We start from the raw sequence: 19,110 nt of genomic DNA, 5'->3' as shown, positions 1-19,110 counted from the left end.
TTCCGGAAGATTCTCCCGGAATGACTTTTGGTTTGATAAACAGAAATGGGTTTGTGGATCAGCCTCTGATTTCAGCCGGCATATAGCTTTTCAGTGGACAATCCTTGCAATCACCCTTGGAATGAATCTGTTTATAAATGGATTCCAGGGCGCTTCTGGTATTGACATATACATTTTCCCGGCCCAGCTTGTCGATGAGGTGGGTTCTTTCCATGACAGCAAGGACTCCTTCCTTCAGGCCGCAGAAGGATATTTCCCGACCACTGCTCCTGACCGTATCAATCAGAATGGAAAGGGCATCTTCCCCCGAAGCATCAATGTCATTGATCCCCTTGGAGGCAATGAGCACATGCATGAGATCCGGTTTTTCGGCAATATACTGCAGAACCTTGTCTTCAAGGTAGGTGGCATTGGTAAAGATCAAGGACCCGTCAAACCGGACCACGGCAATGTGGTCACACTCTCTGAGGCCGGCACCAACCGCATCCCTTAAGGTATCGTCCTTGGCTTTTGAAAGCAGTGCCACCCGGGGGCGCAGGTGTTTGTAAATGAAAAGTCCAAAAGTGAGGGCTACCCCCACCATGATGCCTTCCTCAAGATGGGGGGCAAAATACAGGGTGGAGACAAAGGCAATCACAGAAATGATGCCATCGGACCGTTTGGCCTTCCAGGCATGAACAAACCCTGAAGTATTTATGAGTCCGATAACCGCCATCATGATCACCGCTGCTAGAACCGATTGGGGCAGATGAAAAAGAAGCGGGGTTAAAAATAGCAGGGTAATGGCAACCATAATACTGGTCACAACAGATGATACCCCGGTGACGGCATTGGCCTGGAGGTTGACGGCAGATCTGGAAAAAGATCCGGATACGGCATAACTCTGGCCGAAGGAGCCGACGATGTTGGCAAGTCCCTGGCCGATCAGTTCCTGGTTGGGATCAAGTTTCTGTCCGGTTTTGGCTGCCATGGATTTGGCAATGGCAATGGCTTCCATGAACCCCAGAAGGGAGATAATAACGGCAAAGGGAAACAATTGGAGAAATGCCCCGAAATAGGTGGTGTTTTCAGGGGCTTTGGGGATACTGACTTTAAGGCCCTTGGGAATATTCCCCACAACAGCCCCTGCACCAATCATGGTAAGGCTTTCCAGGTTCAATGGTTTATTTGAGATCTTGATCCGCCACTTTGCCCCATCTGTTTCAAAGGTTTCCGGACGGGTGGCTTCGGTATAAAAAACGGGGGTTCCATTGGTGTTTTTTTCAGTGAGAAAATGGACCAGCCGCAGATTTTCCCGCTTGATATGGGCCGCCCCTTTTGTCTTGTCGATTTTGGCATTGGTCAGGGCAAGGTCATGTTCAACATCCAGCTGTTTTTCCGAAGCAATGTGGATGCCATGTTCTTTGGCGTCTGCTGTAATTTCTTTTAATTCATTGTTCAGGTTTGCCCTGAGGGTTCCCAGTTCTTTTATCTTGTCGACATCGGCGTTGAATTCCTGAATGCTTTGGACAACCGTATTATCCTTGATGTTTTCAAGGGGGATAAATTGGTCATTGTTAAAACCGGTAAACTTGGAAATTAATATGGTGACCGCCACAGCCACTAATACATTGGGGATCTTGGGGTTGACCTTTTTACAGATCACCATGATGGCAATGGCCAGGACTCCCAATCCCAGGGTGGGCAGATGGGTATAGTGGATGGCGGATTTGCAGACATTGATGATGGTCTGGTAATGATGGGGCGACTTGTCAACATAAACCCCGAACAGCTTTGAAAACTGGGAGGATGCGATGACAATGGCAGCTGCATTGGTAAACCCGTTGACAACGGGATGGGACAGCAGGTTTACCACCAGCCCCAGTTTGAAAACACCCAAAAAAAGTTGGAAACACCCCACGGTCAGGGCCAGGATAATGGAATAGGCAATAAACTCAGGGCCGCCGGCTGTGGCCAGGGGTTCCAGAGAGGCTGCCGACATCAAAGAAACCACGGCAACAGGTCCTGTGGCCAGTTGCCGGCTTGATCCGAACAAGGATGCCACCATGGGCGGCAAGAATGCAGCATAGAGACCGTAGTAGGCAGGAAGCCCGGCAAGCTGGGCATATGCCATGGATTGAGGAATCAACACCATAGCCACTGTAATTCCGGCAATAACATCTGCACTTAGTTTCTCCTTGTTGTAGTCCTTAAACCACAACAAAAAAGGAAATAGTTTGTTGATCATTTTATTCTCCTTGTTCTTTTGAAAATTATATTATCGTTTTAAAGGTCCTTATTATATTACTTTAGAACAACAGCACCACGGCTTTGTTCTATCTAAGTCAAAAATTATTGGGTCTGCCGATACAGATAAAAGTAATTATATGAGACGTTTTGATTTGTCAACGGGAAGTGGGTCATAAAAGTGAAAATGAAACATTACAGACCGTTATGAAACAAAAAATTCAAAAAAGACAGGGAACCCCATAACTCCCATGGATGCAACTTATGGGTTGTCATTTAACCTTGTTTAGGCTATATAAAGAGATCAAAATTTATGAATTAAGCAGTTTATAAAATTTGATAGAATGTACACCTGATGATTTTACCCATTGATGTGACCGATATAAAGAACCAGACCTGTTCTGATCAATCTGATCTGAACAGGTCTGAACTGATTTTTTCCGGACTTCTTCCGGAAGCGCATCCAATTGAACCACGTGTATGTGTTTAAAAAAACGGACCAATTATGGTTTTGTTTTTAAGCTGTTTGTTATGAGGGGAAATAAAAAAGAAATGGAGCTTTCACTATTTGAATTGTCAAAATATCTGGGGGTGGAGCAAAATACCATTGAGCGGTGGATACGTCAGGGGAAACTGCCGGTTTCCCAAAAGGGTTCTGTTTATCATTTTCCCATCCGTGATCTAAAAAAATGGGCAGTCAAACACAACATTTCCCTAAACCTTGAAAAACAGAGCCTGCCTGAACGAGAAACCGACCCCTTAGTTTCCTTATCCAAAGCTGTTCAAAATGGTGGACTGTATTTTGATATCCCGGGAGATGATGTAAAAAGTGTTTTAACCGCTTGCCTGGAAAGGATTTCAAAGATTCCAAAGGAGTTTAAAACAGATCTTCTGACTCGGTTAATTGAACGGGAACAGGCTCTTTCCACAGGCATTGGAAATGCAATTGCCATTCCCCACCCCAGGGTTCCATTGGGGTATTTAAATGAGCCCCTGGTGGCAATATGTTTTCTTGAAACCCCTGTGGAGTATCAGGCCATGGACAAACAGCCCGTGGAAGTTTTGTTTCTTATTTTGTGTCCGGATCTTAAATTTCATCTTCACTTGTTGTCGACCCTGTCTTTTTGTCTTCGGGACAAGTCCTTTACCCAATTTCTCAAATCCCGACCCGACCCAAAGATCTTGATGGAAAAGATTGAAGCCCTTCAAACATTGAGCACCTTCTAAGACGCATCAAACATTGGCAATATTTAAGAATGCAGACCATTAAAAATATTTATAAAACAATTTATTACAAGCTTTTCCGATTGGATGACCGATTGCTTTTGATTGTGGCCGGTTCCATTGCCGGTATCTGCAGCGGACTTGCGGCTGTGGCCCTGCGCCTCTCCCTTGAGTCTGTGACGGAATTGCTTCATCCCCTGAGGCATTATTGGTGGGCATTTGTATTACCGGCCATAGGCGCCCTCCTTTCTTCTCTGTATCTTGAAAAAATTTCCAGGGAAGGGGCCGGTCACGGAATCCCCGAGGTCATCTACGCGGTATCCCGATATGGCGGATTGCTAAGGCTGAGATCCAGTTATTCTCGCTTGATATCCAGTTTTTTGACCATTTCAAGCGGGGGATCAGCTGGACCTGAGGCCCCGGTGGTCATGAGCGGATCTGCCATTGGTTCCAACATAGCAAAGTTTCTTGGATTAAATGACCGTCAGCGGATTACCCTTGTGGGGTGCGGAACCGCCGGTGCCATTGCCGCCATTTTCAATGCCCCGATCGCAGGCCTGGTTTTTTCCATTGAAGTACTTTTGGGAGAGTGGAAATTTGTCAATATCATTCCCATTGCCATTGCAGCCGTGGCAGGTGCTCAGGTCAGCCAGTCCATTATCCCGGAACAGGTGCTGTTTAACCATGAGCCCTTTAAGATGATGTTTGTGGATATTTTGCCCAGTCTCGGCCTGGCCATTCTGACCGCTTTAATTTCCGTTTTGTTTACTAAAAGTTTGAGAAAACTTGGGAGAATTGCCAAAAAATCTTCCCTTCCCTTTTGGGGACGGGTCATTGTCGGTGGGTGCGCAGTCGGCGCCATCGGAAGTTTTATGCCCGTGGTGCTGGGGGAGGGATATCACTTTATCCAGTCCATGATTTCAGGCACCTTTTCCATGGGCCTTTTTCTTACCTTTGTGGCTATTTTTGCCAAGATCTTTGCCACTGGCATGACCCTTGGCTGGGGAGGTTCCGGCGGTATTTTTGCTCCCTGTCTGGTCATCGGCAGTCTCACAGGGGTTGTCTTTCATAAGGCCTTGTTTCTTTTGCTTCCTTCTGCCGATATTGCCAGCGAAGGCGCCTATGCTCTTTTGGGGATGACCGGGATCATCAGCGGTGTCATGCAGGCGCCTTTGACCGGTATTTTTCTGATTGTAGAGATTACCGGGGGATATGAAACCATTCTTCCCCTGATTCTGGTCTCTTCCATTTCATGCACCATGAGTCATTATATTGAGCCTGCCTCTTATTATTTAAAGGACCTTATTGAGAGAGGTCAGTTCATGAGGCCGGGGACCGATGCCAGGATTCTTTCCGACCTGCGTCTGAATGAACTGGTTGAAACAGATTATACCAAGGTCTCTGAAAATATGGTATTTCGGGATTTCATTGAGATCATTAAATTATCAAAACAAAATTTTTTTCCCGTGGTTGAAGATAAAACAGATATTTATAAAGGCGTTATCCAATTGAGTACCATTCGTAGATATGCCCTGGAACCGGGTATGTATGACATGGTGTTTCTCAACCAGGTCATGGATGCAGAAATTATCACAGCCTCGTTGGAGGATGATCTTCAGGATGTTCTGGATTCAATGGATTTAAATAATATGGACACGATTCCGGTGGTTGAAAATGACCGGTTTGTCGGCATGATTGCAAAAACCAGGGTATTGGATCTCTATCGCAGGGAACTCATCATGCAGACCAATATTCAGTAAATTTTTGTATATACAAGGAGAAATTATGAACTATAAATTGCTTCACATTTTCAGAAATACGCCCTTTGGCAGGGAAACATTACTTCAGTCCATGTATTTTTGTAAAACCATCAATGCATACCCGGTTGTTTATATTCCCAAAAGCGATAAGTTTCTATTATATTTTTCCAATGATGCGGTCCAGGTGGATCTGGATCGCTCCTACCTGAATGAACCTGAAACTGCCAGGGTCCATGCAGCGCAATTATTTGAAAGCATGGGGGTTAAACCCATGTTTTATGAACCCAAAAATTATACCGCATCCACCCTGCCGGATATTTCAACCAATTTTGATTATCTATGCTGCCCCCGGTCGGTGAGTGATTTGTCTTCAAAAATCGGGTTGGGGCATATCGGACCCAAGGTTCGCAGGATCATCAAACACGCCACCTTTCCCGTGCTCATTTCAAGCCCTGTATTTAAACCGTGGATGAGTATTTCGGTCTTTTTCGGGGGATCTGAAAATGCCATGCAATCGTTGACCCTTGGCTTGAAACTATCCATGTCATCGGGCTTGCCACTAAATATTTATACCTTGATTGAAAAGCAAGGTGAAGAGCACTACAGGGAGCTGATCCGGAAAAAAGATTTGGAATCTCTGGTGGATCAACATACAACCCGATGGTATTTTTATGAGAAGGAAAAGTTTGACACCATGCTTTATGAGGTCCCCCATGATTCTCTGATTGTTCTGGGGGCCTATGGCCATGGGATTATCAAGGAGATTCTTTTGGGCAGCAAGATGGAGCATATCCAGTCCACCGTGACCAATAACCTTCTTATTACAGGTCCCAACTGCACCATATCTCTTCAATAAGATTCAGAGCAATCAGATTCAGAGCAATAGGATGCAGGGGACACTTAAAATTTACAGCAGTTTTAAATTCCAATTCCACAGTCCGGGCCGGGATTTCATTTTAACCCCCTTGGGGATGTTCTCCTGAAGGGATACAAACAGGGTATAACCGGCTCGTTCCAGTTCCTCTTTTTGATCGGTCAGGTCCAGGGGCCAGTTGGGAAATACATAATAGGTATTGTTTGATTTACTGATCCAGGCGCCTTCTCCTTTTGGACTTTGAAACATCTGTCCCGGGGTTAAATCCGGAGAGATGATCCGGGATACAGCCAGTGGCCAATTGGCATGGGTCACAACCCCTAGTGGCAGATCAGAGGCGCCGGGCAGGGCGAGAAATGTCTCTCGATCCAGTTCCGGACTGACAATGGCACCGGAAAATCCATGGGTTTTCATAAGCTTAATGGTCATGGAGTTGGTGATATTGCAAAAGGGCCCGGCCCAAAGATTCAACCGTTGGGGATCTTTGAACAATCCGATCTGCCAGAATCCATTTAAAACAAAGTTTCTTGCCCCTTTTTTCACGGCCTGGTCCAGGTAGTTACGACAGATGTTCTCTTCCCCTGGAAAGAGCAGGGGGTCCAGCCACAACCAGGTTTTGCCCGAAGGTTTGTTGCCGTAAGCATTGGCGGAAATCCAGATGCCGGTATCCTCATGGGAGGTGCCAGACCTGTCTTTGCTGGAAGTGTGTCTTCCCCTGGATACCCGTAATTCAACCGGCCTTTTTTTGGAAGCAAATACCTTTGCCCCTCTTTTTTTCGAAGAAGGGGTGTCTAAAATCGGTCGAACCTGGATTTTTTCAATCATTTCAAGTTCTGATTCAAGCTCTTTTATCAAAGATTCCAGTTCTGGTCCCCGGCGGTCAATGATGAACACAGGGGTCCCTGATTTTACTTTAAATTTGGCCCGTTTGGATAAAAAGAATTTGCCTTTTTTTGGGATTGCCCGGGTGACTTTTTGGATATCATGGAATTCATTTTCTTCGTATCCGATTCGTAATAAATCACCACTGAAAAGTTCTTCCCGTGCAATAAAATAGGGTTCAGCCGGATTCTTTACCCGTCCTAGGAAAAGACCTGACCCTGTTTCAGAGGTATGTTCCAGGGGATTTTGAATCCGCTGGGACAACAGATTATAATGGGAGAATTCTCTTCCCATGGCATAGTCCAGATAGGACAGGGCCTCTTTTTTCTTTGTGGGGTCATCCCTGAGCAGCTTATAGGCTTTGACCGTATAATATACATAGTGGGGGCTTTTTTTTCTGCCCTCAATTTTCCAGGTGGTGACCTGGGGGATTTCTTTTAACACTTTGACCAGGACATCGGCTGAAAAGTCCATACAGGAAAAATGGCGCTTCTTTTGATTTTTTTGTTCATATATGCGGCGACAGGGCTGGACACACCGGCCCCGCAGGGCACTTTTTCCGCCAAACCAGGAGCTCCAATAGCACCTGCCTGAAACAGAATAGCACAGAGCGCCATGGATAAAGACCTCAAGGGCCATATTCTCCGGGACTTTCCTGGACATCTCTTTAATTTCATCTATGGTAAATTCCCTGGGCAATACCACATGGGAGAACCCTGCTTTTTTAGCGGTGTCAAGACCCAGAGGAAAGGTGCAATTGCCCAGGGTGGATACATGGAACTCTTTTTTAAAACCCGCCTTTTTTGCCAGGGGAATCATGGCAAGGTCCTGGACAATCAAGGCATCAAACTGCACAAACTCACAAAGCTTGGTCAATATCTTAAATACTTTATCCTGCTCAGACTCTTTGATGATGGAGTTGAAGGCAATATAAACCTTGATCTGCCTGGCTTTTGCCAAAGAGGCTAACCGGCTCAGTTCTTCAATGGAAAAATTGTCTGCTTCCATCCGGGCGGAAAATATTTTTAATCCACAATAAATGGCGTCAGCGCCAGCGGCAATAGCCGCTAAAAATGAGGTTGTATTCCCGGCCGGTGCCAGGATCATGGGGGTGTTGGAGTTCATTTAAACCTTTAATTATAAAATTAATAACGCAATAGTATTGCAATTTTGGAAAATTTTGTCAAAATATCCCTTAAATAAACACCTGAAATAAAGGAAATATTGATGTTTGTACAGCACACGGATGATGGGTTTGTAAGCCCGGTTGAGGGAATTGAGATGAAAACCCTGGTATATGGAGAAAAAAGTCTTTTATCAAGGTTTCATCTGAAAAAAGGAAGCAAGCTGCCTGCCCATTCCCACCCCCATGAGCAGACGGGTTTTATGGTCGCAGGCAAGATGACCCTTTATATTGATCAGGAAGGGTTTCTGGTTGAACCCGGTGACAGCTGGTCCATCCCCGGGAATGTGGAACATCGGGCTGAGGTGATGGAAGATTCTGTGGCCATCGAGGTTTTTTCTCCGGTGAGGGAGGATTACCTTCCATAGGGGGGATATGCCTGCGGTCTAAAAAAAATCTTTATGGGTATGGTTTAATAAGAAGAGGGTCTTTTCTTTAGTGAAAGCACTCAGAATCACTGGCGTTGGGTAGGATTTTAAAAACAGTATCGAGTTTTGTAAGGGCGATTGAATTTTTGACATTTGTACCGACATTCCTGAGAACAAATGATCTCTGTGCTCGTTTGCTCCATTTAAGACCTTCGACCAGGGTTGCAACTCCGGAAGAGTCCATGAAAGTAACATCTGAAAAATCAACAATCACCTCTTGCATAACTTCATTACAAACCTGGAGGAGTTTGTTTCGAAAATCAGGAGAGACAACCATATTGATTTCCCCTTGAAGTTCAAGAACCGCAATGTTTTCTCGTTCACTGGTTTTTATTGAAAAATTCATGATTTTATTTCTCTTATGGTAATTAATTTTCTAAAATTTTATACTATTTTTTACAGCACAAATGAAAAAGCCAAGCCCCCCGCTAGTAACAAATATATGAACCAGCCCAAATCAGAATGAAAACTTTGTCTATGTGGGTTTATCATATTGCCTCCTTATTCATATCAAATGAATTTAGCCCATGAAACCTTGCATGGTTGTGGATGTCATTGATTAGGTACAGCAATTCTTATGCCGAAAATCTGAATGATAATTAAAATCTTTCAATCCTTATGCGGTAGGGTTTTACGGAATCGCTATGATTTGATTCATAAAAAAAATCATTGAATATCTTTCCATCTTTTAGGAACTTTTTTTCACAAAATAGTGATTTGCGAGAAAGATTTTGCTTTGAAGCATACAAAGATATCCTTTTAAAACAAAAATCAAATGATGATAGGACCCTGATAAAAAAGGTTTGATACCCGTTTAATGGTAAATGTGTCGCTATAGTACCAAAAAGGCGGTGTGGTTTTTAGATATGTCAGGGTTTTATTTTTGGTTATTTTACTATACTTTTATGCCTTTTCAGTTTATGGATTATCACATATCTTAAATATACGAGATATGTTTGGAACAATTAAGGATAAACATAAAGGCGTTTTCCATGGTGAAAATATTTCTTAAAAAAATAGCAAAATATGAAATTTATTGATCTCCACTGTGATACCATCGCAAGAATTGTTGGAGAAAATCTGGATTTTACAAAATCTGAAACACTTCATGTTACCCTGCCGGGAATCATTTCATCCAACACCGTTGTTCAGGTATTTGCCTGTTTCGTTATGTCGGCCCATCATCCCGACCAGGAGTTTGAGGTCTGCAATGCTTATATTGATGCCATTGAAACTTTGATGGAAAAACATAAAGACAGGCTCGTGCCGGCCACCTCTTTCAAGCATCTTGCCGATGCCGTGGTATCCCGAAAAAAAACAGCTGTCATCATTTCCATTGAAGGTGCAACTCCATTAAAGGGTGACCCTGCAATGCTGGAACACTTTTATCAACGCGGGGTAAGACTTCTGACCATTGCCTGGGATGACAATACATTTTGCGGGACAGTATTTGGCAACAAGGGCGGGCTGACAAAATCGGGGGAAGAGCTCATCCGATATTGTAATGAGCTGGGGGTTATTGTTGATGTTTCCCACGCATCTGACAAGGCTTTTTATGATATTGCCGCTATCACAAAAATTCCTTTTGTGGCAAGCCATTCAAATGCCAGGGCTGTGTGTCCAAATGACCGGAACCTTTCCGATGATATGATCAAACTGATTGCCGACGCCGGGGGCGTGATTGGTCTTACCTATGGCTCCGGGTTTATCCAGCCTGAATATTATAAACATGAATTGGTATGCCGGAATAAAATCCTCAAAGGGTTTAAAGACAAGACCCTTACCCCACAGGATGCCCGGAAAATCTCACACGACGCTTTGTCAAAACTGGCGGATGCCCCTCTTTGTCTTTTGGTTGAACATGCCAGGCACATGATAGGGGTCGGCGGGGAAGACTGCCTGGCACTGGGAAGTGATTTTGACGGTGTCGATTCCCTTCCCAGGACAATATCCGGGGTCCATAGTCTTCCCAAACTGGTTTTGGAAATGGAGAAACAGGGGATTTGTCCCAGGGTTATTGATAAAATATGTCATGGGAATGCCCTTGGGTATTTTGAGCATATATTATAGTGATTTGCGACTTAACAGCGAGTGCTCGTTGGGATTTGAAATATGGATTCCTTCTATCATTTGCAAATTTTTATAGTTGGTGGGAATGATGAAATAAAATCTTGACATATACCTGTATATACAAGTATGTACTACCATATGCAACTCCACACTATATATGAAAATAGATCGGAAATAGATAGACCGTGGATACAAATAATGAGTCATGAGACGCAAAAAAAACAAAGGAGAAAAAAATTATGAAAAAGCTGAAATGGATTTTGGTTCTGTGTTTTACATTTTCTTGTTTTGGAACCGGGTGGGCAAGTGATACGATTAAAATCGGGTTTAATGCACCATTGACAGGATTTGCTGCCTCTGACGGTAAATCATCAACCCTGGGAGCAAAACTGGCAGTAAAGCAGATCAATGACGCCGGGGGAATCAATGGTAAAAATCTTGAACTCATTGTTTATGATGACCAGGCAAAAGCCTCTCAGTCAATTCCCATTGCCAACAAAATGATTGGCCAGGATAAGGTTGTCGTGGGTATATCAGGAAGTTATTCTGCACCGACCCGATCTGCTGCAGGTATATTTCAAGAAGCCAAAATCCCCTATATCTCTGCATATGCCATTCATCCAGATATCACAAAGGCAGGTGACTATGTATTTCGTACCTCTTTTTTGGGTGAAGTACAGGGCCGTGCCGGTGCAAAGTTGATTGGTGAAATGCTGGGCAAAAAAAGAGTGGTCATCATTACTTTGAAAAATGATTTTGGAAAATCCCTTGCCGCTGGATTTAAAGAAAAAGCAAAAGACTTTGGTATTCACATTGTAAATGAATATGAATATTCCATGAAAGATAGACAATTCGGGGCCATTGTGGCCAAAGTCAAATCAGATAATCCTGATGCGATTTATGCATCTGGATATTATTTTACAGCCGGTCCTTTGGTGAGCCAGCTTCGGGCATCGGGCATTACAAGCACTGTAATCGGCCAGGAAGGGTATGACAGTGATAAATTTATTGCCATTGCCGGCAAGGCTGCAGAAGGTGTCATCATCACCACCTCTTTGGATCGTGATTCAACGGTTGCCGAGACCGCCGATTTCATACGAGAGTTTGAAAAACTGGCTGGCTACCCGGCGGATATGGTGGCTGCATCAGCCCATACTGCGGTAAAAGTCGCAGCCCTTGCAATTAAACAAGCCAACAGCACAGACCCTAAAAAAATCAGGGATGCGATTGCGAAAATATCCCTGAAAGCCTCCACAGGCACCATTGAATTCAACAGCCTTGGGGAAGTATCAAAAGATGTTCAGAATCAAATTGTTAAAAATGGAGAATGGCACCGTCACTCAGTCATCAGTGACCACAAGTTGCTTGCACCCCCTGAAAAATAAAAAAAGGACGATTTAACGTGCTCTTTATTGAACTTTTTATTCAAGGACTTATCCAGGGCTCAACCTATGCCATAATTGCCGTTGGATTAACCCTGGTCTATGGCTTGTTAAGGGTCCTGCATGTTGCCCATGCAGGGCTCTTTACCCTGGGGGCATACCTGGGCGTGGCCGTGACCAATCAGACCGGCAGCCTTTCCCTTGGGGTCCTTGTCGCGGCCCTTGCTGCAGGCATTGTGGGCATGGGCATTTACAGGCTTGTTTATGAACCCATGTTGAATAAACCGCCCTATGTGGCCCTGATTGCCTCCATCGGTCTTTATATCGGCATGGAAGAACTTTTTCGGCTTGTTTTCGGACCCTTTGGGCTGAGTTTCTCGTCTGCTCCATTGCAATCTGTCGTGGTTGTTTTCGGAATTCATTTAAGGGCCTGCCAGATCATTGCGGTGGTGACCAATGTGGTTCTTCTCGGGGCGCTTGCCTGGGTCGCCCAGAAGACCCGGATCGGCACAGGATGGCGGGCAACGGTTGATGACCCCCAAATGTCAGCGTGTTTTGGCATCGATCCCATCAAGGTGAGATACCGGGTGTTTTTTGCAGGAAGCGCCCTGGCCGCGGTCGCAGGTGTACTTGTGGCATTGTTAACCAATCTGGTGGAACCCACCATGGGTGCAGTCCCCTCTTATAAATCCCTTGCGATCATCGTTCTGGGCGGCCTGGGCAATGTCATGGGAACCTTGATTGCATCTTTGATTTTAGGGATTATAGAAGCATTTGGCACCATTTACATTGGAGATTTCTTGGACAGAGATGCCATTGCTTTTGCATTCCTTATTATTGTTCTTATGATAAAGCCGACCGGGCTATTCACTTCGAGGTAATTTATGGGATTATATGAAATAAGTCTTGCAACGGGTGTTGGCATCTACATCATACTTGCAGTAAGTTTGAACCTGATTACAGGGTATTGCGGACAGATCAGCCTTGGCCATGCTGCCTTTTACGGGATTGGTGCATATACAGTTGCCCTGCTGTCCAAAATGGGCTGGCCCATGTACCTGACCCTGGGAGCAGGTTTTTTCGTGGCTGGAATTATCGGCACCATCATCGGACTGGCCAGCCTGAGGGTTAAGGAGGATTTTCTGGCCATTGTTACCATGGGGGTGGCCTTCTTGTTTGTGGGAATTGTAAGGCAGCAGGAGTTCCTGGGAGGGGAAATGGGTATTTCAGGTATCCCTTCCCATGGAATGAGCAAACCAGGATTTCTCGCCCTTGTCTGTGTTTTTGCGGTTCTATCTATTCTTTTTTCCTGGTACCTCAAGCGCTCATGGATGGGATTTGCCTTTGATGCGGTTGCGGATGACGAAAAAACTGCCCGGGTACTGGGGTTGGATATCAAGGCATATAAACTGACCGCCTTTGCCATGGGAACCGCCATTGCCGGGCTGGCCGGCGGTTTGTATGCCTATTACACACGCTTTATTGTTCCGGATACCTTTGGGTTCATAGAATCGGTTACCATCCTTTCCATGGTTGCCGTGGGAGGGATTGGGTCTATTTTCGGGGTTGTAATCGCCACTATTTTATTGGTTCTGATGCCCGAATTCTTTAGATTCATTAATGACTACAGGCTACTTTTATACGGTGTGCTGCTCTTTAGCGTCATGCGTTTTGCTCCCCAGGGGCTCGCCGGTTTTTTTAGCTATCTTGTCAAAAAAAAGGAGGGATGAAATGTCTGCAATTCTTTTGGCAAAATCGGTTACGGTGAAATTTGGTGGCGTGACAGCCCTTGATAATGTTCATATGGAAGTTGAAGAAGGAGAGTTTTTAAGTTTGATCGGTCCCAACGGTGCGGGGAAAACCACGCTCTTAAATACTATTACCGGGGTTGTGACACCAGTGTCGGCAGCGTTGAGTCTTGGCGGCAAAGATATCACCCGTCTTTCTACCCACCATCGCATAAAATTGGGCCTTGCCTTGACCCATCAAATTGTTCGTCCCTTTCAATCAATGACGGTCCAGGAAAATGTGGCATTTGCCGCAGGATATAAAAAAGTACGGAACATCCTGTCATCCTTTACCTCTGTGAATCGAGCACCGGAGATGAAAAAAGCAATGGAATTTTTACATATGCTGGGGATTGAGCAATATAAGGATCAACAAGTGTCCAAGTTGCCTTTGGGGGTTTTAAAACGGCTGGAAGTTGCCAGGGCCCTTGCCATTGAACCCAAAGTATTGCTTTTAGATGAGCCCCTTGCCGGGCTGAACAGCCAGGAGGCGGGCAAGCTTGCAGATACGGTTAAATCCATTTCCCAGAAGGGCATGACCATTGTCATGATAGAACATAACCTGAGCGAAGTTCTTAGGATCAGCGACAGGCTTCATGTCTTAGATAACGGTCGAAATCTTGCACAGGGAGAACCAGCAGTCGTCATGAACCAGCCTGAAGTCCGGGCTGCATACCTGGGGAGTTGAAACAAGAATGCTGAAAATAAAAAATCTAAGCTGCGGATACGGCAGCATGAATGTGGTAAACCAATTGGACATGGCGGTTAAAAAAGGCTCTGTTACAGCTATCCTGGGTGCCAATGGCGCAGGAAAATCCTCTCTGATCATGGCCTTGGCAGGCCAGGTTGATATCAAAGAAGGAACCATTGAGTATGACGGACAAACCATCACCCATTTATCGCCCATGGAACGGGTGAACAGGGGAATTGCCCTGATTCCGGAAGGCAGACGCCTGTTTAAGAACCTTTCAGTATATGAAAATCTAATCATTGGCGGGTATATCACCAGTCGCCAAACAAGCCGGAATAACATTGAAAAAACCATGGATATTTTCCCCAGGCTTGGGGATCGGCTCAAACAAAAGGCAGGCTCGCTATCCGGCGGTGAACAGCAAATGTTAGCCATTGGCAGGGCGCTTATGGCTGAACCCAAGCTTTTGATGATTGATGAGCTTTCCTTGGGGCTTATGCCCAAGGCAGTCGATCTTTGTTATGATGTCATCAAAGATTTGAATCACCAGGGTCTGACCATATTGCTTGTGGAACAAAGCACAAAAAGGGCGCTTCAAGTTTCCGATTGCGCCATTGTGCTTGAATCCGGTAATACGGTTTGGCAGGGGACCTCCCAGGAAGCCCGGGCATCTTCGTCCATTATAGATTCCATACTCGGTCTGAAGAAAACAGGATCATAGCTGCCAGGGGCGGATTAAGGAAGAATATATGAGCCAACAATTTTTTGGGGTCCTGTTTGGTCTGGCTGCCTTTATGGCCTGGGGTTTTTTGCCGGCTTACTGGAAGCAAATGCAGGTGGTCAGCCCATTGGAAATTTTGTGCCATCGAATTGTCTGGTCCTGTCTTTTTCTTGCCCTGATTATCTCTTTTCAAAAAAGATGGGGAGAGGTTCGCAGTATTGCGAATATACCGGCAACCTTAAAAGGGCTCGTTTTCAGTGGATTTTTGATCGGCCTTAACTGGTTCGTTTATATTTGGGCGGTAAATTCGGGCAGGGTGGTGGAAACAAGTCTTGGGTATTACATCAATCCCATGATCAATGTATTGATCGGGTATCTTTTGCTGGGTGAACGCTTTAGCCGACTCCAATGCTTTGCGGTTTTCTTTGCATTGGCCGGTGTCGTTTACTCCCTTGTTACCTATGGGTCGCTTCCCATGTTTGCCCTGACCCTGGCTGTTACCTTTTCGCTTTACGGCTATTGTCGAAAAAAAAGTTCGGTGGCTCCCATACTGGGGTTGTTTGTAGAGACCATTGTTTTATTTGTTCCAGCCCTGGGGTATATTTTGTATCGGGCCATTTTTTTTGACACTTATTTTTTGAATGATCTGCAGCTTACCCTTTGGATGGTCGGGGCAGGGGTGGTCACCAGCCTGCCATTGCTTTGGTTTGCAGCTTCAGCCAAAAGGCTTAATTTATCCACCATCGGTATTTTGCAATATTTGGCGCCGTCCATTGCCTTTGTTTTGGGAGTTTTTGTATACAAGGAAGCCTTTACCCACCATAATTTGATTACCTTTGGATGCATATGGATAGGCGTGTTCTTATACATATGGGAGCCGTTATTGAAGAATAGATTGAAGAATAGATTGAAGAATAGATTGAAGAATAGAGGGTAAGTCTGTGGAGATAAATTAAACGAGATGAAAAAATTTTACCCATTAAAAAAAGGGGATACCATTGGGGTGGCGGCTCCTTCTGCCCGGTTTGATGATAAACGATTAAACCAGGGCATTGAGTGTCTTAAAAATTTAGGCTTTCAGGTCCATGTGCCCCGGGCGATTTTTGGAGAAAAACGGTACCTTGCAGGGGATGACGCTTCCCGGGCAGCCGTGGTAAATGAGCTGTTTGCAGATCCCGGGATACGAGGGATCATCGCAGCCCGGGGCGGGTTTGGTGCCATGCGCATGCTTTCGTATCTGGACTGGGACCTGATTCAAAAAAATCCCAAATTGTTCATGGGGTTTTCAGATGCCACCGCCCTTTTAATGGCCTTAATCCAACACACTCAATTGGCCGGGGTTCATGGGCCCAATCTGGTCTCCCTTGCCGATGCAGATCCCAAAACCATCGCTTCTTTTTTTCAGGCCATCACAGGCCGCCCTAAAGATATTTTGATACCCCGGGGTGTGTGTCTTTTACCGGGGCAGGCCATGGGAAAACTCATGGGGGGGAATATGGCCACCCTGGCCCATTTGATCGGTACTCCGTTTCAACCGGATTTTAAGGAATCGGTTCTTTTTTTGGAAGATGTGGGGGAGCCAGCCTATAAAATTGACCGGATGCTGTCCCAGATGAAAATGGCGGGCCTGTTCGAAGGAGTACAAGGGGTTGTTACAGGGTCCTTTGCCAATTGTGAAAATCAGGAATATATCCCGCAAATTTTATCGGAGGTAATTGATGGGATACCGCTTCTCATGGGATTGGCTTCAGGCCATGGAGATCTTAATTTGTCCCTGGCAATGGGATTGGATGTGGTGCTGGATACCTCAAGTGCGCTGTTAAAATGGAAGCCGCTCCAATGAAATATCCTGGGATTGAGAAAATGATGGCAGGGGGGATTGCAGATTCGGTATTTCCCGGGGCCGTTCTTTTATGTGCAAGGGGCAAAGACGTTTTTTTTCATGGGGCATATGGGGTTGCTGATTTGTCAGACCATCGCCCCATGACAATGAACTCCATTTTTGATCTGGCTTCCCTGACCAAACCCCTGGCCACAGCCCTTGCTGTCTCGGAACTTATGCGAGTGGGCAAACTCTCCCTGGATACCTTGCTGGGGGATGTGATCCCCGCTGTTTTGAAAACGCCCAAGGCAGATATCTCCATTGAGATGCTGTTGCGCCATACTTCGGGCCTGCCGGCTCACAGGGAATTTTTTTGGGCCATGGTCAGGCAGAATCAGGCGCCCAGGGAACTTTTGCGCAACTTGATTGTCCAAGAGCCCCTTGAAGCAAAACCGGGGCATCAAGAGGTTTACTCTGATTTGGGATATATGGTTTTGTCCTGGGTGGTCGAGACCCTCGCCGGGCAAAGGCTGGACCAATTTGTCCAGGAAAAAATATATGAACCCCTGGGGATTCGGGATCTGTTTTTTATTGATCTGGACAAAAAAATATTGGAAAAAGACCGGTCGGGCCGTCAACTTTCCCTGGTTTCAACCCAGACCTGCCCCTGGCGTCGGCGAACCCTGACAGGTGAAGTGGAGGATGACAATGCCTGGGCAGCAGGTGGCATAGAGGGACATGCAGGCCTTTTTGGGGATGCGCTCTCCATTCATACGCTATGCTGCGAGATTCTCACAGCCGTTTGCCATGGATCCCCCCATGTGTTAGATCCGGATATTCTGACATCGTTTGTCCGGAAAGAGAAGGGTCGGGATTACGTGGCGGGTTTTGACACCCCTTCAAAATTAAATTCATCTGCCGGTCATTCTTTTACGTCTGGCTCTGTGGGTCATTTGGGATTTACCGGGACCTCTTTTTGGATCAACCCTGCATCCGGATTAATCGTTATTCTATTGACAAACCGGGTTCATCCCTCCCGGGACAATCAGAAAATTAAAATCTTTAGACCCTTGCTCCATGATATGGTTTCCATGGCCCTTGGGTAAATTATCATGTTAATCAAATATCCAAATCCCTATAATAGGTTTCGAGAATGCCAGACTTTATGGGAATGGTGACTATCTGGACACCTATCAATCCTCCTCCCAAGGTGAATTCCAAGATTCTTTCATCTCTGGCAATAACAAGGCTGACGGATTCTTCTGCTTTGTACTTCTTGACATAATCAATCAGTCTTCTTGCAGTTGGTATTTTATGGCCATTGTAGGTAATGATATAATCATTGACTTCAAGTTGAATCATTTCGCCCTGGGAATCGTGCAATACTTTTTTAATCAGGACAGTTGACGAATTGAGTTTATTTGTATCCTGCTTTTTCGGGGTTTCAGTTACAGGCCCTAATGAATGTAGAATTCTATTTGAATTTGGTAAGGCAGTTACATGGATTAGCCGTTCCCCGTTGAATGTATAAGCATAATTCTGGATTTTCAGTAATTTTAAAAGCTTTGTAATTATATCCATTGTTGAGCCTGTATCGGAGAGGGTTATCTTATTATCCATAAAATCAGAAAAACCAATGAACATAAGTGAATATTGAGATTCAAATTCTAAAATAATATGTTTTAATTCCAAGTTATCAGCTTTAATAATAAGAGATTCCTGATTTATTACTGACAGAATTGAGTTTTTTGCAGATACTTCTTTGGGAAGGAGAGTGATGATTAGCAATCCACATAGAAAACTAAGTATAAATCCTGAAAACGGTTTCAAATTTTGTACATTTTTAAGCATATTCATTATCCTATCTCCGATAGGGTGGAAACACAGTTAAGTCGCATAATGATAATTAAGGCGAATAAAACATGAATTTAAAATTTAATGTATAACTTAAAATTGGTCAAAGGAGCAAGCTCTCAAATTCAACTTATTATTTTATACATTACATTTTGCCAGGTCTTGATGAAGCAGGGACAGAAAACCACGGGTTTGAATGATAGCCG

The 19,110-nt window shown here is 44.9% G+C and carries 17 protein-coding genes; 13 read left to right on the top strand and 4 right to left on the bottom strand.

Translation table 11 applies throughout. The annotated features are described in order from the left end of the window. Positions 1-58 precede the first annotated feature (58 nt). A complete protein-coding gene (locus ACZ45G_RS17375) occupies positions 59-2,227 on the bottom strand; it encodes a SulP family inorganic anion transporter (protein WP_464171747.1) in 2,169 nt (722 codons plus the stop codon). Between the two features lie 551 nt (positions 2,228-2,778). Between ACZ45G_RS17375 and ACZ45G_RS17370 the strand changes: the two genes are divergently transcribed. Genes ACZ45G_RS17370 through ACZ45G_RS17360 form a run of 3 tightly spaced genes read left to right on the top strand, consistent with a single transcriptional unit; the run spans position 2,779 to position 6,066 of the window. Continuing rightward, positions 2,779-3,453: a PTS sugar transporter subunit IIA gene (locus ACZ45G_RS17370; RefSeq protein WP_464171746.1), complete on the top strand. Its 675-nt coding sequence runs from the start codon at positions 2,779-2,781 to the stop codon at positions 3,451-3,453. A 29-nt stretch (positions 3,454-3,482) separates the two neighbouring features. Further along, positions 3,483-5,210, top strand: a complete 1,728-nt coding sequence (locus ACZ45G_RS17365) for a chloride channel protein (RefSeq protein ID WP_464171745.1) — start codon at positions 3,483-3,485, stop codon at positions 5,208-5,210. A 25-nt stretch (positions 5,211-5,235) separates the two neighbouring features. Then, positions 5,236-6,066: an adenine nucleotide alpha hydrolase family protein gene (locus tag ACZ45G_RS17360; RefSeq protein ID WP_464171744.1), complete on the top strand. Its 831-nt coding sequence runs from the start codon at positions 5,236-5,238 to the stop codon at positions 6,064-6,066. Positions 6,067-6,117: 51 nt separating this feature from the next. On the opposite strand, the gene ACZ45G_RS17355 is transcribed toward ACZ45G_RS17360, so the two are convergent. Next, complete coding sequence (locus ACZ45G_RS17355) at positions 6,118-8,091, bottom strand: peptidase U32 family protein (protein ID WP_464171743.1); 1,974 nt, start codon at positions 8,089-8,091, stop codon at positions 6,118-6,120. Positions 8,092-8,193: 102 nt separating this feature from the next. Between ACZ45G_RS17355 and ACZ45G_RS17350 the strand changes: the two genes are divergently transcribed. After that, positions 8,194-8,517 (top strand): cupin domain-containing protein, encoded by a 324-nt coding sequence (locus tag ACZ45G_RS17350; RefSeq protein WP_464171742.1) that lies wholly within the window; start codon positions 8,194-8,196, stop codon positions 8,515-8,517. Between the two features lie 67 nt (positions 8,518-8,584). On the opposite strand, the gene ACZ45G_RS17345 is transcribed toward ACZ45G_RS17350, so the two are convergent. After that, positions 8,585-8,923, bottom strand: a complete 339-nt coding sequence (locus tag ACZ45G_RS17345; RefSeq protein WP_464171741.1) for an STAS domain-containing protein — start codon at positions 8,921-8,923, stop codon at positions 8,585-8,587. A gap of 680 nt (positions 8,924-9,603) precedes the next feature. Here ACZ45G_RS17345 and ACZ45G_RS17340 point away from each other — a divergent pair. The 9 genes from ACZ45G_RS17340 (at position 9,604) to ACZ45G_RS17300 (ending at position 18,156) form a co-directional block, all read left to right on the top strand. Continuing rightward, positions 9,604-10,647: a dipeptidase gene (locus ACZ45G_RS17340; protein WP_464171740.1), complete on the top strand. Its 1,044-nt coding sequence runs from the start codon at positions 9,604-9,606 to the stop codon at positions 10,645-10,647. Between the two features lie 239 nt (positions 10,648-10,886). Next, on the top strand, positions 10,887-12,032 hold the full coding sequence (locus ACZ45G_RS17335) for an ABC transporter substrate-binding protein (protein WP_464171739.1): 1,146 nt from the start codon (positions 10,887-10,889) through the stop codon (positions 12,030-12,032). Between the two features lie 17 nt (positions 12,033-12,049). After that, positions 12,050-12,910, top strand: coding sequence for a branched-chain amino acid ABC transporter permease (locus ACZ45G_RS17330; RefSeq protein WP_464171738.1), 861 nt, complete (start codon positions 12,050-12,052; stop codon positions 12,908-12,910). A gap of 3 nt (positions 12,911-12,913) precedes the next feature. Beyond that, positions 12,914-13,759 (top strand): branched-chain amino acid ABC transporter permease, encoded by an 846-nt coding sequence (locus tag ACZ45G_RS17325; protein WP_464171737.1) that lies wholly within the window; start codon positions 12,914-12,916, stop codon positions 13,757-13,759. Between the two features lies 1 nt (position 13,760). Continuing rightward, a complete protein-coding gene (locus ACZ45G_RS17320) occupies positions 13,761-14,504 on the top strand; it encodes an ABC transporter ATP-binding protein (protein ID WP_464171736.1) in 744 nt (247 codons plus the stop codon). Positions 14,505-14,511: 7 nt separating this feature from the next. Beyond that, positions 14,512-15,228, top strand: coding sequence for an ABC transporter ATP-binding protein (locus tag ACZ45G_RS17315; RefSeq protein WP_464171735.1), 717 nt, complete (start codon positions 14,512-14,514; stop codon positions 15,226-15,228). A gap of 28 nt (positions 15,229-15,256) precedes the next feature. Next, positions 15,257-16,165 (top strand): EamA family transporter RarD, encoded by a 909-nt coding sequence (gene rarD / locus ACZ45G_RS17310; RefSeq protein ID WP_464171734.1) that lies wholly within the window; start codon positions 15,257-15,259, stop codon positions 16,163-16,165. 24 nt (positions 16,166-16,189) lie between these two features. Next, on the top strand, positions 16,190-17,071 hold the full coding sequence (locus ACZ45G_RS17305; protein ID WP_464171733.1) for a S66 peptidase family protein: 882 nt from the start codon (positions 16,190-16,192) through the stop codon (positions 17,069-17,071). Further along, positions 17,068-18,156: a serine hydrolase domain-containing protein gene (locus tag ACZ45G_RS17300; protein WP_464171732.1), complete on the top strand. Its 1,089-nt coding sequence runs from the start codon at positions 17,068-17,070 to the stop codon at positions 18,154-18,156. The genes ACZ45G_RS17305 and ACZ45G_RS17300 overlap by 4 nt, the downstream gene beginning before the upstream one ends. Positions 18,157-18,169: 13 nt before the next feature. Here ACZ45G_RS17300 and ACZ45G_RS17295 read toward each other — a convergent pair whose 3' ends face one another. Next, a complete protein-coding gene (locus tag ACZ45G_RS17295) occupies positions 18,170-18,907 on the bottom strand; it encodes a hypothetical protein (protein ID WP_464171731.1) in 738 nt (245 codons plus the stop codon). Between the last annotated feature and the right edge of the window lie 203 nt (positions 18,908-19,110).

The organism is Desulfoconvexum algidum (genome assembly GCF_055382125.1).
This window is presented reverse-complemented; position numbering and strand designations above follow the sequence as displayed.

Excerpts from the sequence above, each read along its gene's own strand:
- rarD (WP_464171734.1), top strand. The coding sequence starts at position 15,257 with ATGAGCCAACAATTTTTTGGGGTCCTGTTTGGTCTGGCTGCCTTTATG.
- ACZ45G_RS17325 (WP_464171737.1), top strand. The coding sequence starts at position 12,914 with ATGGGATTATATGAAATAAGTCTTGCAACGGGTGTTGGCATCTACATC.
- ACZ45G_RS17375 (WP_464171747.1), bottom strand. The coding sequence starts at position 2,227 with ATGATCAACAAACTATTTCCTTTTTTGTTGTGGTTTAAGGACTACAAC.
- ACZ45G_RS17350 (WP_464171742.1), top strand. The coding sequence starts at position 8,194 with ATGTTTGTACAGCACACGGATGATGGGTTTGTAAGCCCGGTTGAGGGA.
- ACZ45G_RS17345 (WP_464171741.1), bottom strand. The coding sequence starts at position 8,923 with ATGAATTTTTCAATAAAAACCAGTGAACGAGAAAACATTGCGGTTCTT.
- ACZ45G_RS17340 (WP_464171740.1), top strand. The coding sequence starts at position 9,604 with ATGAAATTTATTGATCTCCACTGTGATACCATCGCAAGAATTGTTGGA.
- ACZ45G_RS17370 (WP_464171746.1), top strand. The coding sequence starts at position 2,779 with ATGGAGCTTTCACTATTTGAATTGTCAAAATATCTGGGGGTGGAGCAA.
- ACZ45G_RS17335 (WP_464171739.1), top strand. The coding sequence starts at position 10,887 with ATGAAAAAGCTGAAATGGATTTTGGTTCTGTGTTTTACATTTTCTTGT.
- ACZ45G_RS17365 (WP_464171745.1), top strand. The coding sequence starts at position 3,483 with ATGCAGACCATTAAAAATATTTATAAAACAATTTATTACAAGCTTTTC.
- ACZ45G_RS17315 (WP_464171735.1), top strand. The coding sequence starts at position 14,512 with ATGCTGAAAATAAAAAATCTAAGCTGCGGATACGGCAGCATGAATGTG.
- ACZ45G_RS17355 (WP_464171743.1), bottom strand. The coding sequence starts at position 8,091 with ATGAACTCCAACACCCCCATGATCCTGGCACCGGCCGGGAATACAACC.
- ACZ45G_RS17360 (WP_464171744.1), top strand. The coding sequence starts at position 5,236 with ATGAACTATAAATTGCTTCACATTTTCAGAAATACGCCCTTTGGCAGG.
- ACZ45G_RS17295 (WP_464171731.1), bottom strand. The coding sequence starts at position 18,907 with ATGAATATGCTTAAAAATGTACAAAATTTGAAACCGTTTTCAGGATTT.
- ACZ45G_RS17320 (WP_464171736.1), top strand. The coding sequence starts at position 13,761 with ATGTCTGCAATTCTTTTGGCAAAATCGGTTACGGTGAAATTTGGTGGC.
- ACZ45G_RS17305 (WP_464171733.1), top strand. The coding sequence starts at position 16,190 with ATGAAAAAATTTTACCCATTAAAAAAAGGGGATACCATTGGGGTGGCG.
- ACZ45G_RS17300 (WP_464171732.1), top strand. The coding sequence starts at position 17,068 with ATGAAATATCCTGGGATTGAGAAAATGATGGCAGGGGGGATTGCAGAT.